The 15,150-nt window shown below is 71.4% G+C and carries 16 protein-coding genes; 8 read left to right on the plus strand and 8 right to left on the minus strand.

The window, feature by feature from the left end:
* Positions 1–158: 158 nt before the first annotated feature.
* The gene (locus AC069T_RS34100) at positions 159–653 is read right to left on the minus strand and encodes a peptidylprolyl isomerase (RefSeq protein WP_478786429.1); all 495 of its coding nucleotides are present in this window, start codon (positions 651–653) and stop codon (positions 159–161) included.
* Between the two features lie 210 nt (positions 654–863).
* Between AC069T_RS34100 and AC069T_RS34105 the strand changes: the two genes are divergently transcribed.
* Positions 864–3,152: a SpoIIE family protein phosphatase gene (locus tag AC069T_RS34105; protein ID WP_478786430.1), complete on the plus strand. Its 2,289-nt coding sequence runs from the start codon at positions 864–866 to the stop codon at positions 3,150–3,152.
* A 274-nt stretch (positions 3,153–3,426) separates the two neighbouring features.
* Entirely contained in the window at positions 3,427–5,409 is a 1,983-nt protein-coding gene (locus AC069T_RS34110) for an APC family permease (RefSeq protein ID WP_478786431.1), read from the plus strand.
* 72 nt (positions 5,410–5,481) lie between these two features.
* On the opposite strand, the gene AC069T_RS34115 is transcribed toward AC069T_RS34110, so the two are convergent.
* Positions 5,482–6,057 (minus strand): TerD family protein, encoded by a 576-nt coding sequence (locus AC069T_RS34115; protein WP_358853233.1) that lies wholly within the window; start codon positions 6,055–6,057, stop codon positions 5,482–5,484.
* 333 nt (positions 6,058–6,390) lie between these two features.
* Between AC069T_RS34115 and AC069T_RS34120 the strand changes: the two genes are divergently transcribed.
* Positions 6,391–6,579 (plus strand): hypothetical protein, encoded by a 189-nt coding sequence (locus AC069T_RS34120; protein WP_478786458.1) that lies wholly within the window; start codon positions 6,391–6,393, stop codon positions 6,577–6,579.
* A 68-nt stretch (positions 6,580–6,647) separates the two neighbouring features.
* On the opposite strand, the gene AC069T_RS34125 is transcribed toward AC069T_RS34120, so the two are convergent.
* Positions 6,648–7,013, minus strand: a complete 366-nt coding sequence (locus AC069T_RS34125; RefSeq protein ID WP_478786432.1) for an STAS domain-containing protein — start codon at positions 7,011–7,013, stop codon at positions 6,648–6,650.
* Positions 7,014–7,229: 216 nt separating this feature from the next.
* Here AC069T_RS34125 and AC069T_RS34130 point away from each other — a divergent pair, with 216 nt between their 5' ends.
* Positions 7,230–7,670: an ATP-binding protein gene (locus tag AC069T_RS34130; protein WP_478786459.1), complete on the plus strand. Its 441-nt coding sequence runs from the start codon at positions 7,230–7,232 to the stop codon at positions 7,668–7,670.
* Positions 7,671–8,050: 380 nt separating this feature from the next.
* On the opposite strand, the gene AC069T_RS34135 is transcribed toward AC069T_RS34130, so the two are convergent.
* Positions 8,051–8,317, minus strand: a complete 267-nt coding sequence (locus tag AC069T_RS34135) for a putative antibiotic biosynthesis monooxygenase (protein ID WP_478786433.1) — start codon at positions 8,315–8,317, stop codon at positions 8,051–8,053.
* 371 nt (positions 8,318–8,688) lie between these two features.
* Here AC069T_RS34135 and AC069T_RS34140 point away from each other — a divergent pair, with 371 nt between their 5' ends.
* Together AC069T_RS34140 and AC069T_RS34145 are read left to right on the plus strand one after the other, a co-directional pair.
* Positions 8,689–9,270 (plus strand): helix-turn-helix domain-containing protein, encoded by a 582-nt coding sequence (locus AC069T_RS34140; RefSeq protein ID WP_478786434.1) that lies wholly within the window; start codon positions 8,689–8,691, stop codon positions 9,268–9,270.
* A gap of 187 nt (positions 9,271–9,457) precedes the next feature.
* Positions 9,458–10,006 carry a DUF1062 domain-containing protein gene (locus AC069T_RS34145; RefSeq protein ID WP_478786435.1) on the plus strand — a complete coding sequence of 183 codons (549 nt, stop codon included), beginning with the start codon at positions 9,458–9,460 and terminating at the stop codon, positions 10,004–10,006.
* Between the two features lie 208 nt (positions 10,007–10,214).
* On the opposite strand, the gene AC069T_RS34150 is transcribed toward AC069T_RS34145, so the two are convergent.
* Entirely contained in the window at positions 10,215–10,940 is a 726-nt protein-coding gene (locus AC069T_RS34150) for a dienelactone hydrolase family protein (RefSeq protein WP_478786436.1), read from the minus strand.
* A 253-nt stretch (positions 10,941–11,193) separates the two neighbouring features.
* Here AC069T_RS34150 and AC069T_RS34155 point away from each other — a divergent pair, with 253 nt between their 5' ends.
* Complete coding sequence (locus tag AC069T_RS34155; RefSeq protein WP_478786437.1) at positions 11,194–11,547, plus strand: VOC family protein; 354 nt, start codon at positions 11,194–11,196, stop codon at positions 11,545–11,547.
* 84 nt (positions 11,548–11,631) lie between these two features.
* Here the strand turns inward: AC069T_RS34155 and AC069T_RS34160 are convergent, their stop codons facing one another.
* Positions 11,632–12,192 (minus strand): DUF6197 family protein, encoded by a 561-nt coding sequence (locus tag AC069T_RS34160; RefSeq protein WP_478786438.1) that lies wholly within the window; start codon positions 12,190–12,192, stop codon positions 11,632–11,634.
* Positions 12,193–12,960: 768 nt separating this feature from the next.
* A complete protein-coding gene (locus AC069T_RS34165; RefSeq protein ID WP_478786439.1) occupies positions 12,961–13,203 on the minus strand; it encodes a hypothetical protein in 243 nt (80 codons plus the stop codon).
* 23 nt (positions 13,204–13,226) lie between these two features.
* On the opposite strand from AC069T_RS34165, the gene AC069T_RS34170 reads away from it, so the two are divergent.
* Positions 13,227–13,985, plus strand: coding sequence for a bestrophin-like domain (locus AC069T_RS34170; protein WP_478786440.1), 759 nt, complete (start codon positions 13,227–13,229; stop codon positions 13,983–13,985).
* Between the two features lie 226 nt (positions 13,986–14,211).
* On the opposite strand, the gene AC069T_RS34175 is transcribed toward AC069T_RS34170, so the two are convergent.
* Positions 14,212–14,403, minus strand: a complete 192-nt coding sequence (locus AC069T_RS34175; protein WP_478786441.1) for a hypothetical protein — start codon at positions 14,401–14,403, stop codon at positions 14,212–14,214.
* Positions 14,404–15,150 lie beyond the last annotated feature (747 nt).

Consider the following 15,150-nt stretch of genomic DNA (forward strand, 5'->3'; position numbering starts at 1 on the left):
CCGCCGGACATGACGCGCCCCGCCGGACATGACGCGCCCCGCCGAACGCGCGCGCCCCCCGCCGGTGGGAAACCGACAGGGGGCGTCTTCGCGGGTCCGGAGCGTGGAGTCCGAGTCCGTCGGTCCGCCTGCCGAAGCGGCGGACCGGCGGGGAGGGCTCAGACGGTCCCGGACTTGGCGATCTTGACCGTCGTGTTGGGGGTGCCGCTGGAGGAGCCGTGGCCCTCGATCTTCTTCACGAGGTCGAAGCCCTCGACCACCTCACCGAAGACGACGTGCTTGCCGTCGAGCCAGTCGGTGACGATGGTGGTGATGAAGAACTGCGAGCCGTTGGTGTTCCGGCCCGCGTTGGCCATGCTCAGCAGGCCGGGCTTGGTGTGCTTGAGCTGGAAGTTCTCGTCGTTGAACGTCTTGCCGTAGATGCTCTTGCCGCCCGTACCGTCACCCCGGGTGAAGTCACCTCCCTGAAGCATGAACTGCGGAATGATGCGGTGGAACTGCGATCCCTCGTAGCCGAAGCCGTGCTGGCCGGTGGCGAGCTCACGGAAGTTGCGCGCCGTCTCGGGCACGACGTCGTCGTACAGCTTGAAGACGATGCGCCCGGCCGGCTGGCCGCCGATCTCGATGTCGAAGAACACGTTGTCTGTGGTCATACCCACCATGATCACACCATCGCGGCGCGGAACCGACCGATTCCCGGCAGCTGTCGCCCTCCTCTCACCGTTTCCCGCATGATCACGGTCGGCGAAAGGCGCCTCCGGGTCCGGCGCGGGGCGTGATCACGGCGGGCGAAATGCGCGATAACAGGCTGAATGGGACAGTCGGAAGAACTGTCCTTGAACCGCGAGCACAGGCAGGTACCCATGCCGCGACCCCAGGCGCCCTTGTTCGTCATGGACGCGCACGGACAGGTGCTGCGCTGGAGCGAGTGGGCCCGGAGCCTCTTCGGGCGTTCCGCGGCGGACGCGGTGGGCGCGGCGGCCATGGACGTGTTGTCCGAGGGTTCCGTGGCGGCGTCCCGGCCCGCGGAACCCTCGCCGGACGGCTGGTACGTCGGACGGGTGTCCGACGACTCCCGGGGACCGGCGTGGGGGGTGTGGCCCGAGGCGCCGACGGAAGAGGCCGGGCTGGACGACGCCGTTCTCGACGCCGTCTTCACGCAGTCGGAGGTGGGCCTGCACGTGTTCGACACCGGTCTGCGGGTCGTCCGCGTCAACACCGTGGCCGTCGGCATGCGAGGAGTGCCGGAGGAGAGCATCGTCGGGCGGACCGTGGGCGAGGTCTACGCGACGATGACCGATCACACCCTCGAACCCCTGGTCCGCGACGTGCTGGAGACCGGCCGCCCGAGCCGCGACGTGCTCGTACGGGCGTTCCCGCCCATGGACCCGGGCCGCGAGCACGTCTTCTCCACCTCGGCGTTCCGGCTCCAGGACAGCGCGGGCCGTCCCCTGGGGGTGGTCGCGACCGCGGTGGACGTCACCGAGCGCGAGCGTGCCCGGGCGCGGCTGCGCCTCCTGCACACCGCCCACGAGAAGATCGGCCGCGGTCTGGACGTGCTGCACACCGTTCGGGAACTGGTCGACGTGACGGTGCCCGGGTTCGCCGACGGGGTGCTGGTTGCCCTCACCGACTCCGTACTGCGGGGCAGAGCGCCGGAGCTGCTGCCGCGGGAGGTACCTCCGCTGCTGCGGTGTGCGGCCGCCAAGGGCGCGGACCGTCACGGGCAGCCGCCGGAGCCCGGCGCGATCCTGCTGCCGGGCCTCTTCGGCGGGGTCCTGCCCGCCCGCCCGGCCCTGCTGCCGCCCGAGCCGGCGGAGGCCGGGACGGGCGACGAGACGGGCGACGACGGGGCCGGGCTCGCATCACTTGTCGCGCCTCTCGTCGCGCGCGGCCAGATCTTCGGCGTCGTCGCCTTTCACCGGTCCGCCGGTGCGGAGGCTTTCGAGCCGGACGACCTCGCACTCGCCGACGGCCTCGCCTCGCGCACGGCCACCTGCCTGGAGAACGCCCTTCGTTTCACCCGCGAACACGTCGTGATGACGGCGCTGCAGGGGCGCCCGCACCGGCAGGAGGCGGCGACCCAGCGCGCCGTCGACGTCGCGCAGGGACACCTCCCCGGTGGCGGGACCGGGGCGTGGTCCGACGTGATCCCGCTGTCCGGGGCCCGCGTCGCCCTGGTGGTCGGACAGGTGCAGCAGCCCGGCATCAGTGCCGTGGCGACGATGAGTCAGCTCCGGACCGCCGTGCACAGCCTGGCGGCGCTGGACCTCGAGCCCCACGAACTGCTCGCGCGGCTGCACACCACCACGCTCCGGCTGGCCGAGGAGCAGGACGACCCGACCGGTGTCGGCACCCCCACCGCGAGCTGCACGCTCGCCGTCCACGATCCGGTCGACGGACGGCTCGACATCGCCCGCGCGGGCGGGTCGCTCCTCTGCCTCGTCCGGCCGGACGGTTCGGTGGATCCCGCTCTGCTGCCGGCGGGCCCACTGCTCGGCGCCGAGGGGCCGCCGTTCCCCTGCACCGCGGAGATACTTCCCGAAGGCAGCACCCTGTGCCTGGCCTCACCCGCCGTCCCCTCGCCGACCGGCGCGTCCACGGAGCGGCTGGTCGGATCACCCACCGGCACGTCCACGGAGCGGCTGGTCGAAGCCCTCGCGCATCCCGGACGCAGCCCGCGGCACATGGCCGACGAGGTGCGGAAACTCATCACTCCCGACGCGGCGCTCCTCGTGGTCCGGACACGCCGCCTTCCGGACGAGGAGCTGGCCGAGTGGAACGTCCCCGCCGAGCCGACGGCGGTGTCCCGGACCCGGCGAGAGGTCGCACAACGGCTCGGGGAATGGGGACTGGACGTCGACCCGTTCGCCGTCCAGCTGGTCGTCAGCGAACTCGTCACCAACGCCATCCGGTACGGCGCCGAGCCCATCACCCTGCGGCTCCTCAAGGGAGAAACCACCCTCACCTGCGAAGTGAGCGACGCCGCGCTCAGCGCCCCCTACCTGCGTCACGCGAAAGCGCACGAGGAGGGCGGGCGCGGACTGCACATCTGCGCCACCGTCACCGACGACTGGGGCGTGCGCTACTCGGACACCCACAAGACGGTGTGGACGGAGGTGGCGGTGGGCGGGACGAAGCAGCCGGCGTGACGACCGCCCCGAGATGCCCGTCGGACTGCTGCGTCAGGCCGACGGTCCCGGCGCGCGCCCCTGCCGCTCGCATCCCGCCGCCCCGGCAGCCGCGCGGCCGGCGCGGTGAGATCCGGGTGACGGGGAAGAAGGCTGCGGTCGGCATACCGGGGCGGTTGGTCCGCCCCGGTGCGGACCAACCGTGCGGGAGGCCGCATACTCGGTGATCGTCCGCCCGTGCCGGTGACTGCGACGGGTGCGCCGACGTCAGCAGGAGAAAGGACCGATGGGGGACATGAACGTGCCGAACGAACCGGCCGTGCCGGAAGAGGTCGAGAGCCCCGCGCTGCGGGCCCAGCCGACCGGAGGCCTGGCGCGGTGGATGCTGCGCCACCGGGTGCAGCCGGTGGGCCCCGCGGCCGGCGAGGGGCACACCCATCCGCAGTCCTGGTGGAAGGTGATGTGTCTGACCGGGGTCGACTACTTCTCCAGTCTGGCCTACGTCCCCGCCATCGCGGCTCTCGCCGCGGGCGCCGTCTCCCCGCTGGCGACGCTGCTGATCGTGGCCTTGACCCTGGTGGGCATGCTGCCGATGTACCGCCGTGTCGCACGGGAGAGCCCGCACGGCGCCGGCTCGGTGGCGATGCTGGAGGACCTGCTGCCGTTCTGGTGGGGCAAGCTCTTCGTGCTGGTCCTGCTCGGCTTCGTGGCCACGTCGTGGATCATCACGATCACCCTGTCCACCGCGGACGCCTCCGTCCACGTGGTGGAGAACCCCTTCTTCCCGCAGGCTCTGCACGGACACGAGGTCGGCCTCACCGTGACCCTCCTGCTGCTTCTCGGCGGGGTGTTCCTGCTCGGGTTCAGTGAAGCGGTGAAGGTGGCCATCCCGCTCGTCGGTGTCTTCCTGGCGCTCAACGCCGTGATCATCGGGGTCGGCGTGGCGGACGTCTTCACGACACCGGGCGCGTTCTCGGCGTGGACCGACGCCCTCGGCGACGGCGGAGGCGGCTTCGGCGATCTGGTCGGGCCCGCCGTGCTGGCGTTTCCGCTGCTGGTCCTCGGCCTCTCCGGTTTCGAGACCGGCGTGAGCATGATGCCCCTCGTGGCCGCGAAGGGCGACGACCCCGAGCAGCAGCTGCGGTCGCGGATCCGCAACACGCGCCGGCTGCTGACCACCGCCGCCCTGATCATGAGCGTCTACCTGCTGGCCGCGAGCTTCGTGACCACCGTCCTCATCCCGCACAAGGAGTTCGAGTCCGGCGGCGAGGCCAACGGACGCGCCCTGGCCTGGCTCGCGCACGAGAAGGTCGGCGAGGTGTTCGGCACCGCCTACGACATCAGCACCATCCTGATCCTGTGGTTCGCCGGCGCGTCCGCGATGGCCGGACTGGTCAACATCGTGCCCAGGTATCTGCCGGACTACGGGATGGCCCCGGAGTGGGGCCGCGCCGTGCGCCCCGTCGTGATCGTCTACACCGCCCTCTGCGTCGCCATCACCATCGCCTTCGACGCCGACGTGGACGCGCAGGCCGGCGCGTACGCCACCGGCATCCTGGCCATGATGGTCTCCGGCGCGTTCGCCGTCACGATCTCGGTCGTGCGCAGCGGCCGGCGTGCGGCGGGGACGGGCTTCGCGCTGCTGACCGCGGTGCTGTTCTACGCCCTGGTGGCGAACATCGTCGACAAGCCGGACGGGATCGCCATCTCCGGATTCTTCATTGCCGGGATCATCATCGTGTCGCTGATCTCCCGGGTCTCGCGCACCACCGAACTGCGCGCCGACCGGATCGTGTTCGACGAGGGCGCCCGCCGGTTCATCACCGACACCCTCGCCCACGACAACTCCATCAACATCATCGCCAACCGGCGTCAGGCCGGCGACAGCGCCGAGTACGCGTACAAGGAACGCGAGCAGCGCGGCACGAACCCGGTGCCGGGCCCCGCCGACGTGCTGTTCCTCGAGATCGACGTGGTGGATCCGTCCGACTTCAGCGAGACCCTCTCCGTACACGGGGTGGAGGTCGACGGCTACCGGGTCCTGCGCGCCGAGGCCCCCGCCGCCCCGAACGCCATCGCCGCGATCCTGCTGGCCCTCCGCAACGCCACCGGTGTCCAGCCGCACTGCTACTTCGCCTGGGCCGAGGGAAGCCCCCTGAAGCACATGTTCCGCTACTTCCTGCTCGGCCGCGGCGACACGGCTCCGGTCACCCGTGAGATCATCCGCAGCCACGAACCCGACCCCGACCGCCGTCCCGGCATCCACGTGGGCGGCTGACGCGGAGAACGAGGCCGCCGCCCGGCCCCCTGAGTGAGGGGGCGCGGGCGGCGGCGGGGGAACAGGGGAGCGTCAGACGTTGACGCCGAAGTCGGAGGCGATGCCGGACAGGCCGGAGGCGTAACCCTGGCCCACCGCACGGAACTTCCATTCGGCGCCGTGCCGGTACAGCTCCCCGAAGACCATCGCGGTCTCGGTGGAGGCGTCCTCGGACAGGTCGTAGCGCGCGAGCTCCTGACCGCCCGCCTGGTTGACGACACGTATGAACGCGTTGCGGATCTGGCCGAAGCTCTGGCCGCGGCTGTCGGCGTCGTGGATCGAGACCGGGAAGACGATCTTGTCGACACCGGCGGGTACGGCGGCGAGGTCCACCTTGATGGACTCGTCGTCGCCCTCGCCCTCACCGGTGAGGTTGTCACCGGTGTGCTCCACCGAACCGTCGGGGCTCTTCAGGTTGTTGTAGAAGACGAAGTGCTGGTCGGAGAGGACCTTGCCCGCAGCGTCCACCAGGAGCGCGGACGCGTCGAGGTCGAAGTCTGCGCCGGTGGTGGTCCGCACGTCCCAGCCCAGACCGACGAGGACCGCCGTCAGGCCCGGCGCCTCCTTGCTGAGCGATACGTTGCCACCTTTGGACAGGGAAACTCCCACGCTGTTCTCCTCCGCGTCAGGGCCAGTTGGGCACCCGCACCGGAATGAGCGGACCCGCACGAAATCTACACGGGCCGGCATCCGGCCGGTCGGCGGAGCCGTCCGGTTGCGGTACCGGCAACCCCCGGGGAAGCGTTGATCATTGGTGGGTGAGGGTGGCGAGGAGCGGGGGTAACCGGGGAGGGTGGTGTGAACAGGCCCTCGGACCAGGGCTCGGGGACCGCCCAGCGCGCGAAGTGGGGCGGGGCCGGACGGCATCCGGCCCGGACAACGGCCGGCGGGAACAGAGGAGTGTCGGTGAGGGAACAGCGTCAGGACCGCGACTGGACGGCTATGACGCCGGGAGACTTCGACCGGGACGCCCCCCTGCGGCTGAGCATCGGCACGGGGCCCACCGCGGTGCCGGCCGAACCGGACGAGTACGGCACCGAGCCCCTCTTCGGCAACGAGACACCGGTCCGGAACTCCGGCCGTCGCGCCCAGCGCCGGTCCGCGCCCGTCGACCAGGAACAGCTCTTCTGACCGGCCCGCCGCCCGCGTACGCCCGCGCGGGCTCTACGCCCGCGCACGGCCGCGTGACGACAGGCCGTTCAGGCGCCGAGGGCTGGGCGGAGAGCGGGGTAGCAGGGGATGACCGCGTCGAGGCCGATGATCTGCATGACCCGCAGCACGCCCTCCGGGGGAGCGGCCAGGCGAAGCCAGCCCTGCGCCTCCACGGCGGCCCGTTGGGCGGAGATGAGGACGTTGACACCGGTGGAGTCCATGAAGGTCACGCCGCTGAGGTCGACCACGATCCGCGGAGCGGAGGTCGGGCCTTCCGGGAGCAGGGCCTGCTGGAGGTGGTCACGGATGCGGTGGTCGATCTCACCACGCAGGGCCACGACCCGGACGGCGTCGACGGCGGCGGTGCCGATCGACAGCGGCGCGGGTCGTGCTGCTTCGTGAGCGTCTGTCACCGATTCCCCGACTGCACTCGCTGGTAGGCCCTGTGGGCGACGACATGCGTGGAGAGCCTGCCCCGCCGGTGCGCGAGAAATGCACCCGTGCCGGCCCCGGACGAAAGAACCGTGGATGCATGGGTGGGGGAGTGCGGGGTAGGCGCGCGCGTGAACGGGGGAACGAAGGTGGATTTGGTGCAGTCAGGTTCCGGCAGCGAGGAAGGCGGCGACGGGATGCCGGCTTCCCGGCCGACAAGGACCGCCGTCGCTCTCGAAGGTGATGGCGCCTGCATCGCCGAGGCCCGACGTTTCGCGGCCGCTTTTCTCACCGGCGTCCAGGCCGGACAAGGCATCCCGGTGTCCGCGCGGGCGATGGACCTGACCCAGTTGGTGGTCAGCGAACTGGTCACCAACGCCCGTAAGTACGCCCCCGGGCCCGTGCTGCTGGAACTGCGCATCGTCGACTCCGCGGTGGAGGTGACCGTGTGGGACAGCGATCCGCGTCTTCCGGAGGCCCGGGACGCCGACCCCGGCCGGGTCGGACAGCACGGTCTGGAGATCGTCATGGCCGTCACGTCGGGCTTCGAGGTCGAGCGGCAGCCGGTCGGCAAGCGCATCACCGTTCGCCTCGCCCTGTCGGACGAGGCCGAAGGAAAGCCCGGCGCACGCCCGTAGTGGCGAGTCCGGACGCGGGCGGCCGACCGGGGCGGCCCGAGCGTCCGAGGCAGGCACGGCCGGGCGGATTGCACGGTGAGCCATGGGCACGCGTCGGCCCTCCCGGGGGGAGGGCGCGGGAGGGACGGCGCGGTCCCGTCCGGACAACCGCGCACGGACAGGACCAGGTGGTTTCCGCCCCGGAGGGGGAGGATCACCGCGATCCCAGCATGGCACTGCATTCGGCCACACAACAGTGTTGTGACCGAAACCTGTCGCGGGGAGACAGCCGGTCCGCGCCCTCGGAGCGGATGCCCGGAGCCCCCCGCCGCAGCCGTCCCCGGCACGTCGTCACGCGAGCGCCGTACCCGGCCCCGCGGACGTCGGCGGGCCCGGTGCCGTCAGGTGCGGACCCGGCGGCTGATCAGGTGCGTACGCAGCCGTTGCAGCGGCGGCAGGAGACCGTAGATGACGATCGGCACCGCGACGGTGGCCAGGACCAGGGTGCGCAGGATCGTCGGCGCTCCGTCGAGCAGGCCGAGACCGCGCAGCAGCAGTTGCAGCACGGTGAGGGTGGGGAAGACGGCCAGCCAGATCATCAGCGCCATGTGATGTCTGGGCGGTGGGCCGACTCGTGGTGCCGGTCGGGCGGGGGAGTACTCGCTCATGTCGGGTTGATCCTCACTGGCTGACGGAAGGTGCTGAGGGACAGGGTCGATGGACGGGAGCGGTTTCACAGGCCGTGCCGACGGTCGCCGAGGACGGCTTCGGTGACCTGCCTTTCCATCTCCGGCGAGAATGCCGGGAGTCGGGCGCTGTGGTCGTCCTTGCGGGCATACGAAGATCCGGCACACGCTGTCGTCGAACGTCACCGCCCGTCGAGTCGGAGTCGTCGACCGTGGCGGGGGCCCCGCCGGCTTCGGTGTATCCATTTCCTGTCATGCCGCCAGGTTGCGTGCCAGGCGGACCCCGCCCCACTTTTGTTGCTGTTTCCGGGACAAGTTTGCCGTTCCGGCGAACCGGGCGGTGCAATGCGTACGTGGAAGCCCTGCCCCCTGTCGCCTCAGTCCTGTCCGACGTCGCCCCGCGACTCAGACGCCTGCGTGCCCGGCGGGGAGTCACCCTGACGGCGCTGGCCGAGGTCACCGGCATCTCCAGGAGCACCCTGTCCCGCCTGGAGACCGGCCGACGTCGCCCGAGTCTGGAACTGCTGCTGCCCCTCGCGCGTGCCTACCGGGTGTCACTGGACGAACTCGTCGCTGCCCCGGAGGCCGACGGTCCCCGGATGAGCCCGGGCCTCCGCCGCCGGGTCGACAGCCGCACCGCGCTGCCGCTGGCCCGGCAGTCCACTGCGCGGGAGGCCTGGAAAGTGATCATCCCGGCGACGGTCCGGGAGCCGGATCTCCGGGTGCACGAGGGCTACGAGTGGCTGTACGTCCTCTCCGGGCGGTTGCGCCTCGTCCTGGGCTCCCACGACCTGGTGCTCGGCCCCGGCGAGGCCGCCCAGTTCGACACCCGGCTCCCGCACTGGTTCGGAAGCACCGGCAGACACCCCGTGGAGATCCTCAGCCTCTTCGACCACCGGGGCGAGCACATACGCGTACGTACCCGGCCCCGCTGACGCGCCCGAAAACCGGTGGAGCGGCACCGCCCCTCGCCACTACCGTGCTGCCGATACCACGTCGTCTGAGCAAGGACGTCCCGTTGTACACCCTGTGAGACCTCCCGAGCGATGAATCGTCGCGCGTCGCGCATGTGCGCCGCGCTCCTCTTTGCTGCGGACTTCTCACTGAAACCGGTGTACTTCTGTGCTCGAAAACTGGGTGGTCATACCCACCTGCCTGCCGCTCGTTCTCCGTCGTTGCCACGCGTGCGCGTCCGAACGCTTCCGTGCGGACGGCAAGTTCCGCGTCAACGCACATCACAAGCGCCTCGACGCCTGGCTCCTCGTGCTCTGTACCGCCTGCGGGGAAACCGCGAAGCTCACGGTCCTGGAGCGCGTGAACGTGCGCTCCGTACGACCAGGGCTGCTGGACCGGCTGCACGCCAACGACCCTGTTCTGGCAGCCGACTTGCTCCAGGACCCGGACATACGGCGTCGCAATCGCATCGCCCTCGACTGGGACAACGCCTGGCGCCTCGAAACCGGAGGATCGGGTCGCCCGGACCGTGTGGTGATCGACGTCTCGGTTTGCTTCGCGGCTCGGATCCCTGTCCGGCCGGCCCGACTGATCGCCGAAGGGTGCGGCCTTTCGCGGGCCGAGGTCGAAAGACTCCTCACGGGAGGGAAGCTCGTTTCGGCGGTCCGCCTGAGCGGCAGGCTCTCCGACGACTTCACGTTCACGCTCAAACGCTGAGCCGTCAAAGGGACTTGAAGGTTCCTGCGGCGGCACAGGTGGCCGAGCGCCGCCCCGACCGGACGGTACCGCCGATGGCTGGCACCGTCCGGTCGGGGCGGCCGTGCGCGTGCCGATCACCGTCGTCGAGGACGGCCGGGACCTGTCCTCGATGGCGGCATCGTGACTGACACCGCCTACCGTCTGCCGCCCGCAGGGCGGGCCGGCCTCACTTCAGGTGCCGGTCCAAGAACCGGCATCCGTCCTCCAGCTCGAACCACGGGGTGCCGGTGTGCCCTCCCAGATTGGCGTGCAGTGTCTTCTCCTTGCTGCCGAAGGCGTCGAACAGGTCCAGGGCCCGTTGCCGGGGGTTGCCGTAGTCGTCCCACTGCAACAGGAACAGCAGCGGAATGGTGATCTGCCCGGCCTCCTCGCGCTGGGCACGGGGCACGTACCCCCCGGCGAAGAAGCCCGCGGCCGCGATGCGCGGCTCGGCCACCGCCAGCCGGATGCCGAGGGCGGTCCATCCCCCGGAGTACCCGACCGGGCCGCCGATCTCGGGCAGCTCGAGGAGGGCGTCCAGAGTGGTCCGCCATTCCGGGACCGCGTTTTCGACCAGCGGGCCGATGAAGGACTCGAAGATCTCGTCGACCGGCTCGCCGGCCTGCATCGCCCGCCGGAGGTCGGCGCGGGCCTGCTCGTCGGCGGCGGAACGGGGCCGGACACCGCATCCGGCGGCGTCGATGGTGGCCACCGCGTAGCCGCGCGCCGCGGTGTACCGGGCCCGGGCCACCAGCCGGGGTTCCGCCTTGGGCAGGCCGTTGTTGTGGGCCATCAGGACCAGTGGGGCCGGTGCGGCGGATCCGGGCGTCCACAGGGTGCCGGGGATCTCGCCTAGGGTGAATTCGCGCTCGATGACGCCGTCGTCGAGGCGCTTCTCAGAAGTGACGTGCATGGTCGTGCCTTTCGGGAGTGCTCTTGAACGGCGCTCCCGGACGACCTATCGCCCGACCGTGACCCCGGAGGGGAGCACCCATGTCGATACTGCGTTCACGGGTACCACCTCCTCGTTCTCTCGCACGGCCTCCGGGAGACTAGCAACGGTCACCGTGGTCCGCCAACGATTTCTCGGGGAGGCCGCAGGATGCGACCAGGCGTGCCCGAAGTGGTTTCTGGATGATGTACGGCACAGGCCCTACGCTCACCGCATGACCTTGGAATGGGAACAGGTAGTCGTTCACTCCGTGGATCCGATGGCCTTGGGACAGTGGTGGGCCGAGGCTCTCGGCTGGGTTGTCGTCCACTCCTCCGACGAGGAGTTCGAGATCCGCCAGGAGCCGGATCGCCTGCCGGGACTGGACTTCGTCCGGATCGACGAGAGCAGGAAGGCCAAGAGCCGGCTGCATCTCGACTTCAGGCCTGATGACCAGGACGCCGAGGTGGCTCGGCTGGAGGCCCACGGCGCACGGCGTGTCGACATCGGCCAGGGTGTTCAGTCGTGGGTGGTACTGGCGGACCCCGAAGGCAACGAGTTCTGCGTCCTCGGCCAACGGCGCCAGTAAGGGCGGACGTCCTGCTGCGAGGCGGGGTCCCGGACAAGGGGTAGACGCCCGGCTGCGAGGCGGGGCCCCGGACCGGCGCCGGGGTCACAGGCCGCGGGCGTCGGCGAGGCCCGCGGCCTGACCGAGCACGCGGATCGGGACGCGGCCCGTGCTGTGCGCGTCGTTGAAGGACGCGACCGAGTCGACGGTGTCGCCGAACTGACGGCGGATGGTGTCCAGCACGACGCGTGCGGCGTCCGCTTCCAGGCCCCGGTCGCCGCCCGCCTCCCTGCGCAGCGCTCCGAGCAGACAGACCGCACCGTCTTCGTCGGTCAGCGCACCGGCACACCAGCCGTCCGTCTGCACCCGGCGGTGGGCGCGCTGCAGGAGCGCGGCCACCGGCGTGGGGTACGGCGCTGCCGGCGGTGGGAGGGCGGGGGGAAGCGGGACGGTGACGACCTCGGCCAGGTCGACCGGTTCGGTGGGGATATGGGCGGTGCGCACCTCGTGGGCGACGGCGGCTTCCTCCAGCCGGACGGTCATGGCCGCGTCCGCGGCGGCCATGCGGGCCTCCAGGGTGAGTTCTGCGGACGGCGGAGCGGCGGATGAAGCGGGCTGCCGGTGCGGGGCGATGACTGGGGCGGGCGCGGGCGCGGGGTCTGGCATCGGGTCCTCCCGGGACGTCGAGAGCGCTGCCGGGGCCGGCGGTCTCCCCTCGTTGTGCTGGAGCGAGGCCTTCCGCGGCGTGCGCCACGCTGGTCCGAGAGCGGAAATTCAGCCGGTCAGCGCGCCGGAAGCGCGGGCCGAGGCAGGTACCGGGACTGCGCGAAGGGGCCGAGCCCGCCGGTAGACGGCCGGTGGCAGGCCCCGGCCTTTTCGGCAGCGATGCCCGACCCTGCCGTTACCGCACCCTCCACCTCGTCGTTCTTGTAGCGCGTTGCCGACTCACGGGGCGTCCTCTGCCCCTGCGACGGGCCGAAGGGCGCTGCTCGACTCACGGACAGGGGGGGTTTTGGTGAGCGGGTGGGTCACTGTAGGTCTCGGAGTTGCGGCCCTGTGTCCTCTGCCCGGCTTGTCCGGCGGGGCCACCGGCGTCGACATCGATCACGCCGCCGCCCACATCGTCGTATGCACTCCCGGGGCGTGGGTCGAGATCGGCGAGACACCGACCGCCCCGGAGACCAAACCCCCCACCCCGGCACCCGTACCCGCCTCGCCGGCCCCGGCCCCGGCGCCGCCGCCGGCTCCTCCCGGCCCGCCCGCGGCTGCGGCCCCACCGGCCCCGCACGGTGCGCCGCCGCGAGCGGCACCGAGGCGAGCCGCACCACCGACGACACCGGCGCCCGCTCCCGAGCCGCCGTCGGTCCACCGGGTACGGCCGGCCAGACCCGCCCCGCCGGACGCGGCCGTCTTCCACTGGGTGCCGCGGCGTCACTACACCGGCGGCCCACGGCGCCCCGTCCCCGTGGGCATGTCGACGGTCATGACCACGACCGTCGTCACCACACCCGCGATCCTGGCCGCCGCCGTCCTGCGGCCCGGCTCCCGCCGGCGCAGCCGCGGCTGACCGCGCCCCACCACCGTCAGCCGTGGCTGATCGCCGTCCACCACCGTCAGCCGCGCGTGACCGCCGCCCACCGGCGTCAGCCGCGGCTGACCGCCGTCCACCGCCCCCACTCACGTAGTCCTGGAGTTCTCCCGTGCCGGAATGGATGATCTACACCCTGGCTTCCGTGCTGGTCTGCGCCCTGGTGGTCGCGGTCACCGTGATGCGCCATCGCCGCCTCGCCGACGAGGACACGTCGCAGACACCCGACGTGCTGGAGTACATGGTGATGATGGTGGGCGTCGTCTACGCCATCGTCCTGGGCCTGGCCATCGCCGGCGTGTGGGAGGCCCGCAGCGCCGCGGAAGACACCGTCCAGCGCGAGGCGCAGGCCCTCTACGAGATCAACCAGCGCCTGGACGTCTACCCGGCCGCCTTCCGCGGTCAGGTGCGCGACCACATCGACACCTACGCCCGCCACGCCGTCACGGCCGAATGGCCGGCCATCCAGGACGACGAGGACCCCGGAGCCGAAGGCGCCCGGCTGATGGGCCGCATCCGGGCCGACATCGCCCACCACTCTCCCGCCGACGAACTCCAAGCCCAGTCCTATCAGCCGCTGTTGGACCAGGTGGCCGCCGCGGACGACGCCCGGCACCAGCGCCTCGACAGCGTAGGCACCACCCTTCCCGGCGTGGTCTGGTTCGGCCTCATCGCCGGGGGAGCCGTCACCCTCGGCCTGCTGTACACCCTGCAGATCCGCCACTCGCCACGTGAACTGCTCCTGGCCACCACCTTCAGCGCGCTGGTGGTCCTCCTGCTGTTCATGGTGTGGAGCTTCGACGCCCCCTTCGGACACTCCGGAGCGGACTCGGCCCAGCCCCTGCGGGATCTGTACGCCACCAGTGCCTGACGCCACGCCGGGATGAGGTCCGGCGAATCCCTTCGTCGGGAAGAGGGTGGCAGGCACCCGACGCCGCGCAGCGCGGCGTCGGGTGCATCGGTCGGACGGTCATGATCGGTCAGCTGCGCGGGGCGGGAGCCGTCACGACGACCTGCCAGGCGGTGTGGACGACGGGCAGGCCGCCCCGCGGTGCTCTCGCCGCCCCGTGCCGCGCCCCGGGCCTCAGCCGCGACGCTCAGGCGGGGTGGTCCGGTTGCTGTTCGGGCGGTGTACCGCCGCCTTCGCCGCCGCCCTTGTCACCCCGGTCCGTGCCTTTCGCACGGCCGCTGCCCTTGGCGGGCTGGGACGCCTTCAGTGACTGACTGTCCTCCGGCGTCGCCCCTCCCTTGTCGCTTCGCCGCAGCTCGGGCTGCTGAGGATTGGGCATGATCGTCACTCCTCTCACTCCTGCAAGACCGGCATCACGGCTACGGGTCACCGGGACGACGTGAGACAAACGTGCCTGGCCGACGCGGCCGGAAGGGCCAGGTCCCTGCCGTTCACGAGCCCGGCCGGGGCGGGTCGGCGGGCGCGGGCTGCTGACGAGCGTCATCCGTGCCGCCGACGCCCCGGAGCGGCCACCGCGCGTCCGCTTCCTGCGTGGGCATCTCCCGGAACCGGTTCTCGGCGCCGGGGGCCGATCGGGCGTTGTCTGTTTGATTCGCCCGGATCCGGGTGCTCGTCACAGTGGCCACACATCGCGAACCGATTTTCCGGACGCACTGACCGACTTCGTTCAGGAGTGAACCATGACGACCGGACTGGAACCGCGCCCGCGAGCCGAGGGCCCTCCGGACGAGGGCCCGCCCCACGCCCGCCGAGCGCGGAACGGCTCGCCCGGCGTCCTTCGGCACGATCCGCTCGTCCGTCGGCTCGGGTGGGCCAGCGCGTTGCTAGGACTGCCCCAGGTGGCCAAACCCGGGCCGTTCGCACGCGGCCTGGGAGTGGCAGAGGAGCCCCGCCACCGCCTGGCCACCGCGGCGGTGGGCGTACGCGAGCTGACGGCGGCGGGGGGGGGGGGGGGGGGTGGGGGGGGGGTGGGGGGGGGGGGGGGGGGGGGGTGGGTGGAGGTTGTGAGCACGTGGACGGGGAGGCTCGTGTCGTACTCTCTCCTCAGTCAGGCACCTAGGTTGAG

Source organism: Streptomyces sp. NPDC043867 (assembly GCF_056435845.1).

Coding starts and splice junctions, on each gene's coding strand:
- AC069T_RS34160 (WP_478786438.1), bottom strand. CDS start 12,192: ATGCCAGACCCCGCGCCCGCGCCCGCCCCAGTCATCGCCCCGCACCGG.
- AC069T_RS34150 (WP_478786436.1), bottom strand. CDS start 10,940: ATGCACGTCACTTCTGAGAAGCGCCTCGACGACGGCGTCATCGAGCGC.
- AC069T_RS34105 (WP_478786430.1), top strand. CDS start 864: ATGCCGCGACCCCAGGCGCCCTTGTTCGTCATGGACGCGCACGGACAG.
- AC069T_RS34110 (WP_478786431.1), top strand. CDS start 3,427: ATGAACGTGCCGAACGAACCGGCCGTGCCGGAAGAGGTCGAGAGCCCC.
- AC069T_RS34135 (WP_478786433.1), bottom strand. CDS start 8,317: ATGAGCGAGTACTCCCCCGCCCGACCGGCACCACGAGTCGGCCCACCG.
- AC069T_RS34155 (WP_478786437.1), top strand. CDS start 11,194: ATGACCTTGGAATGGGAACAGGTAGTCGTTCACTCCGTGGATCCGATG.
- AC069T_RS34100 (WP_478786429.1), bottom strand. CDS start 653: ATGACCACAGACAACGTGTTCTTCGACATCGAGATCGGCGGCCAGCCG.
- AC069T_RS34120 (WP_478786458.1), top strand. CDS start 6,391: ATGACGCCGGGAGACTTCGACCGGGACGCCCCCCTGCGGCTGAGCATC.
- AC069T_RS34175 (WP_478786441.1), bottom strand. CDS start 14,403: ATGCCCAATCCTCAGCAGCCCGAGCTGCGGCGAAGCGACAAGGGAGGG.
- AC069T_RS34130 (WP_478786459.1), top strand. CDS start 7,230: ATGCCGGCTTCCCGGCCGACAAGGACCGCCGTCGCTCTCGAAGGTGAT.